General features: G+C 70.0%; 7 protein-coding genes and 1 pseudogene. 4 read left to right on the forward strand and 4 right to left on the reverse strand.

Going from position 1 to position 6,070, the window contains the following annotated elements:
• Positions 1–530: 530 nt before the first annotated feature.
• Positions 531–784, forward strand: a pseudogene (locus tag AC08OP_RS19055) (GlsB/YeaQ/YmgE family stress response membrane protein); the annotation flags it as partial.
• Positions 785–1,575: 791 nt separating this feature from the next.
• Here AC08OP_RS19055 and AC08OP_RS19060 read toward each other — a convergent pair.
• Positions 1,576–2,307 (reverse strand): ion transporter, encoded by a 732-nt coding sequence (locus AC08OP_RS19060; protein WP_476615432.1) that lies wholly within the window; start codon positions 2,305–2,307, stop codon positions 1,576–1,578.
• A 528-nt stretch (positions 2,308–2,835) separates the two neighbouring features.
• On the opposite strand from AC08OP_RS19060, the gene AC08OP_RS19065 reads away from it, so the two are divergent.
• Together AC08OP_RS19065 and AC08OP_RS19070 are read left to right on the forward strand one after the other, a co-directional pair.
• On the forward strand, positions 2,836–3,330 hold the full coding sequence (locus tag AC08OP_RS19065) for a TetR/AcrR family transcriptional regulator (RefSeq protein ID WP_476615433.1): 495 nt from the start codon (positions 2,836–2,838) through the stop codon (positions 3,328–3,330).
• 246 nt (positions 3,331–3,576) lie between these two features.
• The gene (locus AC08OP_RS19070) at positions 3,577–3,714 is read left to right on the forward strand and encodes a hypothetical protein (RefSeq protein ID WP_476615434.1); all 138 of its coding nucleotides are present in this window, start codon (positions 3,577–3,579) and stop codon (positions 3,712–3,714) included.
• A gap of 167 nt (positions 3,715–3,881) precedes the next feature.
• On the opposite strand, the gene AC08OP_RS19075 is transcribed toward AC08OP_RS19070, so the two are convergent.
• The 3 genes from AC08OP_RS19075 to AC08OP_RS19085 all read right to left on the reverse strand — a co-directional run bounded on the left by AC08OP_RS19075 (position 3,882) and on the right by AC08OP_RS19085 (position 5,407).
• Entirely contained in the window at positions 3,882–4,019 is a 138-nt protein-coding gene (locus tag AC08OP_RS19075; protein ID WP_476615435.1) for a hypothetical protein, read from the reverse strand.
• Between the two features lie 108 nt (positions 4,020–4,127).
• Positions 4,128–5,024 (reverse strand): LLM class flavin-dependent oxidoreductase, encoded by an 897-nt coding sequence (locus AC08OP_RS19080; RefSeq protein WP_476615436.1) that lies wholly within the window; start codon positions 5,022–5,024, stop codon positions 4,128–4,130.
• 2 nt (positions 5,025–5,026) lie between these two features.
• Positions 5,027–5,407, reverse strand: coding sequence for a YncE family protein (locus AC08OP_RS19085; protein WP_476615437.1), 381 nt, complete (start codon positions 5,405–5,407; stop codon positions 5,027–5,029).
• Positions 5,408–5,708: 301 nt separating this feature from the next.
• On the opposite strand from AC08OP_RS19085, the gene AC08OP_RS19090 reads away from it, so the two are divergent.
• Positions 5,709–6,070, forward strand: a 362-nt coding sequence (locus AC08OP_RS19090; RefSeq protein ID WP_476615438.1) for a PKD domain-containing protein, incomplete at its 3' end; no start/stop codon positions are given.

The raw sequence follows: 6,070 nt of genomic DNA on the forward strand, positions 1-6,070 counted from the left end.
CCTCGCGGACGACACCCCGCGAGACAACCGCCAGCACGCCATCGGGCGCGCGGAACCCACGCCCCCGAGGACCGGTGCCCGGCCAGCCAGACACTCCGCGCTGTTGGGCAGCGGCAGGAGCGCGAAGAACGAGGCAGCACGGGACCCGTCGCGCGTCGCCGCGACACAGGAGCTCGCCGCTTCCGGCCGACTCGCGGCACACGGCCCCGCGGCGCTTCACCACTTTCGGGCGCACAGCCGTATGTCGACTGTCGTCGCCGTGCACGCCGTCCGCTCCCGCAGATCCCAAGTCGACCACCATGGCCGCCGCCAGCACTGCGCTGGCACCGTCCCCAACGTACAGACCCCCTCAGCGATTCCAGAAGCTACCGTGCGCCGCGCGGTGCCGGTGCCGTCGCCGGGCACCACCGGCCGAGCCAGGTCGGGTGACTCATACAGCCGACACCACCGCCCGAGGCAGGGTATCGGCTGGCGGAGAAGGGGTAATCCCCAGCTGACCTTGCTGTGATCTACCGGTGTTGGAAGCCGTCGTGGTCTGGACCATCATCAGCTGGATCGTGCTCGGCCTGGTCGCCGGCGCGCTCTCGCCCGCCTCCTCGTCCCCGGGCCCGGCCCCATGAGCATCCCGGTCACGATCATGCTCGGCGTGGTCGGCTCCTTCGTCGGCGGATTCCTCGGCTACATCCTCTTCGACAAGGACCTCGCCGAAGGCGCGCTGCAACCGTCCGGGATCATCGGGTCGGTCATCGGCGCCATCGCCGTGCTCCTCCTCTGGCGCATGTTCACCCGTTCACCCGACGTGGCGCCTACCATCGTTGAACCTGGCTCGATGCACTCGCCAGCCCAAGAAGGTCTGCGCCTCCCGTCCTGGCATGCGGACACCTGGATACGACCGCGGGCAACTCGGCAGTGTCGATCCAGACCGGTCGGCGCCTGCCAAGGGTGCGTCCGGGAAGCATCCCCCGCTCTGCTCTCGGCAGGGATCGGCAGGAGGTGCCTGCATAGCGTGGTGAGAGCGAGCGCTGAGGGAAGTAGCGGGAGCCATGCGGTCAGAAGCCGGTAGCCGAGAACGGCGCTGACGGCGGTCTTGGCGTCACCGCCACACTGGGCGAGCGCAGCGGCGAGGCTGACGCCGAGGCCACCGACGCTTCCGGTGGAGGGCACGAACGCGCGGCGACGGCGCTCCCGGCGAAGTGGGCGAGAAATACCTCGGCCGCCGGGCACGGTCCGGCGAGCGTGTGCAGGACAGCGGCGAGCGTCAGGGCGTGCAGTTGTGGCCGGGGATGACGGTGTCCGGAACGCCGCCCTCGCGTCCAGTGCGACGGGCAGGCTGGCCGCGGCGGCTTCCAGGTTGACAATGCCGAGGAACAGGTGTTCAACCGCTAAATCCGCCATCCGGATTGACCGGCGAGGGGCGGATTTGCCGCCGAGTCTGGATACGTGGGAGGCTGCGGTGACGTGGTGACACTGTCCGCCTGTGTGCGGCGGCGTCAGTTCGGCTGGCCGGCGCGCTGGCCCGAATGGCTGGGAGCGCCGGGCCCAGGCCCGGGCAGGAGCGTCCTCGATCTGTGCCGCTCAGGTGGGAGTGGGCTGGCGGGGCCGGGGCTGCTCGCCGTCGCTTGGGCGGGACGGTGTGGACAGCGCCGCCAGTTCGGCGTCGAGGGCGTCGCGGGCCTCGCGGGCGGTGGTCAGCCTTTCGCGTAGCCGGGCCAAGTCGGTGTCCGGGCCGTCGCTGTCTGCGTCTGCTGGCCGGCGTCGGGGTGTCTGGGCGTCCTCGATCTCACGGGCCTCCTCCAGGGAATTGATGACGACGCCGATGAGTAGGTTCATCAGGATGAAAGAACCGATCACGACGAAGGATCCGTAGTAGAGGATCGTCCAGCCGGAGATCTCCAGACTGGTGTGGACGGCGTCGCCGAGCCCGTCCAGGGTGATGAGCAGGAACAGGGTCAGGGCGGCGAGGATGATGCGCACCTGCGGCAGGAAGCGGGCGGTGCGCAGCACCCGGGCCAGCCGCGCCAGCCGCACTGCCGTCGAGTCCTCCCGAGCCAGCGGAAGGACGGCCAGCGCGACGATGGCGAGGTCGAACAGGTTCCACGGGTCGCGGAAGAAGTCGCGGGGACGGTCGGCGTGGGCGGCCGCGCGCAGCGCGATCTCGATGGTGAAGAAGACCAGGAACCCGTGCTCAGTGGCCTTGAGCGGGCCGTGCCAGCGCGTGGCGAGTCCGGAGTAGGTTTCGATCCCCAGCAGGGCCGCGTTGGCGAGAATCGCGACGAGAACCGCGCCGTTGAACCACGCGGACTCCACGACACGGCGGGCCCGCCCGGCGAGAGCGTGGGTGATGGGCGCCGAAACCGTAGGTGCACCGGCGGGTCGCCGCCCGCCGGCCCAGCACGAACGCGATCCCGAGCGGCAACGCCGTAAGCGCGTCGGCGGCGTTGTGCACCGTGTCTCCAAGCAGCGCTACCGACGCGGAACGAAGGTCGCCAGCGAGCAGGCCCTCGCCCGACGCCTCTACCCACGGCTGGCCTCCGACTGGCTGCTGCTCGCCGACCGGACCTTCTACTCCTGGGCGGACTGGTGCACGGCCGCGGACACCGGCGCGGCGCTGCTGTGGCGGGTCAGGGCCAACCTGAACCTGCCCCCGCTGAAGGCACTACCCGACGGCTCCTACCGGACCGTCCTGATCAACCCGAAGATCAGCGGGAAGGCCCGCGACGCGCTGCTCACCGCCGCCCGGGCGGGTGAGCCCCTCGACCCGCGGGAGGCCACCGCGACCGCCCTGGCCGGGGGATATCACCACAGATGGGAACACGGGGCTTCGAAGCGACTTCGATGGCCGACCTCGTCGATTACCTGGGGATTGGCCGGGCCAGTCTCTACGGCACGTTCGGCAGCAAGCACGACCTGTATCTGGCCGCCATGCGGCGGTACCTGCGACGCAGCGAGGCGGGCTTCGTCACCGCGCTCGCCCAGCCCGGACCGGCCCTGTCGGCCGTGCGCGCGTTTGTCGAGAGCTGGGTCGCCGACGCCCTCACCGACCCGAACCGGCGAGGCTGCCTGGTGGTGAACGCCGCCGTCGAACTCTCCCCGCGTGACCCCGAGGTCGCCCGCCAGGTGGCGGTCAGCTGGAGCGTCGTGGAGACGGCGCTGGTGTCCTCCCTGGTGCGGGCCCAGGCCCAAGGCGAGCTTGGCCCCGACAAGGACCCGCACGAGATCGCCAATTTCCTGCTCGTGATGATGCAGGGCGTCCGCGTGCTCGCGCGGGCCGCACCCGAAGCGGAGCGGCTCCGGGCCGCCGCCCGCCTCGCGTTGGCCGCGCTGGACTGACCTGCCTCGCGTTGGCCGCGCCGGACCGATCCGCACCCGCCCAGCGGAACACGCGGAGGCCACAGACTGGGCACCGTCCTGCGCTCACCAGCTTTCGACAGTTCGGTCGAGTGGCGTCCGTGTGCCGTGACCGGAGCTACCGCTGGCCCTGCGGCTGGCGGCGTACAGTCGGCGCCATGAAGCGGATGGTCCAGATCCCCAGACGAGCTGGAGCAGGAGGAGGACGGCACCTGGGCGGCCCATGCGTTGTTCCCCAGCGGTGGCGCGCACGGCCTCGGCAACACTCCTGAGGACGCCGTGGCCGATCTCTACGAGGCCGTCAGTCTGGTCCTTGAGGAGTTTGGCGTTCCGCCAGTCCTGACGATCGTGCAGGACGTCGCCTGATGCCTCCTCTTCCCGTGCTGCCTGGCGGGGAGGTGGTCAAGGTCCTTGAGAAGCTCGGCTTCGAAGTGATCGGTGTCAGCGGAGTTCATCGCCGCTCTTTGACCTACCCGGTCCGTTGGCCGGACCTGTGCCGCTGGCCGGGCCGGCGGCGGCGGTGGCGGTTGTTTTCATGCGCCGGTGTCCAGGTTCCGGCTGGTGGCCCGCGCCCAGCCGTCCGGCCCGGCGGCGACGTCGGCGAGGTGGGCGACGTCGGCGAGGTGGGCGACGTCGGCGAGGTGGGCGACGTCGGCGAGGTGGGCGGGCAAGTCGCCGAGCTCGACATGAGGTCGCACCCGGCAAGTGGGCGGAGGTGAACTCCGCCCGCTGGCGGACGTCGAGAACATACGCGCCGCCGACCTGGTCCGGCCGAACCGTCAGGTCGATCGACCCCCATCGCGTGTACTCCAGAGCATCCGGATTACGGCCAGCCTCGAAGGCGGTCGACCGGGCGAGGTCCAGTTGGAGGCTACGCTCATCAGGACCGAGCGCACCGCCGGGAAAGTAGCCGTCGCCTCGTCGCCTCGTCGCCCGGCCCGGCGTGCAGCCGCCCGACTTGATCCACCAACGTGGATGGGCAGCTGGGTAACGCCGTAGGGCTTCGGGAAGCTGCACAGGTTGTCGAAGTCGAAGAACTCCCCGCGGAAGCTGACCCCGTCCTCGCCTCCGGCCCAGAGCAGTCGCATCACGTCGATCGCATCCGTACTCGTGCCGGCCCGCTCCACCAGTTCGCCGATCAGCATCGGACCTCCTTCACCCGTCCGGGGCAAGACGCTAAACTTTGTCGCCGGCGTCAAGGCAACGTGCCGCCGGTAAGAAAGTTGCCGGAGGAGGTCACGGCGCCACCGCAGCACGGTGGCCGGGGTGACGAAGAAGACGTCCCAGCGGGCCCGGGGTAACAGCCGGGACAGCGCCGCGAGGATCACCCGATCTGCCGGTTCCAGCGTTGGGCGGCGGACCTCATCGCTCAGCGGTTCTGACAGAGCCAACTCGGCCAGACTTCGCACCGGTCGTATCTCCTGCTGTCGGGCCAGGTCGTCCAGCGTGCGATGGGGAGAGCTGGGAAGCCGCTCGACCGCGCGCAGCGCGAACACCCGGATCGCCCCACCCGCCGTCGACTCGGCAAGCCCACGGGCGCGCACCAGCGAACTCATTGCCGCGAGGACATCCTTCCTGAACTCCTCGTCAAAGGTGCAGGAGACGCTGCCGGTCACGGTATCGATGCGGCAGGGCAACGCGCCCCGCGCGAAGTCGCCCATCTGCAGCCGGCCCACAATCACTTTTTCGGCGACGCTGACCGCGTGTCGAGCGATGCGGACCAGGGCATGCAGTTCCGCGTTGAAGCGGATCGTCTGTGGTCGAGGGAGTAGCGCCCGGGCTGCGGCCAGAGGGCGAGCCCGTGCGGCTCGTGGCCCACCGGGATCTCGGTCAACAGCCGGCCGGTCGTCGGGTCCGGCCCGCCGTTCCCGCCGTTCCCGCCGGTGTCGCCGGTGTCGCCGGTGTCGCCGGTGTCGAACACGTACACGACGTTGCTGCGCCGGCCGGACAGCCACAGCCGGGTCCCGTCGGCGTTGACGTTGCCCATGTCGGGAATCCCGCCGCCGGGGATGGCCCAGTTTGCGACGATCTTCCTGGTGGTGAAGGAGATGACCGACACGGAGCCCCGATTTACAGACCGCCACTTTGGGGTGTCGCAGGACTGCTCTGGGTGTCGCAGGACTGCTCTGGGCGTCGCAGGACTGCTACTCCACGTACGCCACATCCGTGGACTCCACTCCACGGCCTGTCATCATGACGGTATGACGGGTAGCGATCTCGGGCGATGCCGGTGGAGCATGCTCGTGGTGGGCCTGGTGGCGGCCGTGGCGGTCGCGGGTTGCCGTGACACAGGCGCAGCGGATGTATCCCGTAGCCGACAGAACGTTACGGCAGCGACATCGCAACCATCTGTGACGACGGTGCCACGTTTGCGGCAGGCGATGGTGACCGTGCAGGCGGGACGCTCGCGCACAGTCGTCGGGCTGAGCGTGGTGGCCCTGCACGGCCGGGTCACCGGCCCCGCGGCATCCACAGCGTGGACGATGCTGTCGGGACCGGCCCCGGCCCGGTTCGCCGGTGACACGCCAGACACGACGGTGACCCTCCCGGCTCCGGGCAACTACGTGTTCCAGTTGACCGCGACCGACCGGTCCGGCCGTTCACGATCCTCGCGGACCAGGCTGACCGCGCTGCGCTACGTCGCGCTGGGTGACTCGTATTCCTCCGGTGACGGAGCCGGCACCGTCGCCGACTACCTCCCGGGCAGCTACCGGCCATTCGG

Source organism: Frankia sp. CeRuru1 (genome assembly GCF_977966315.1).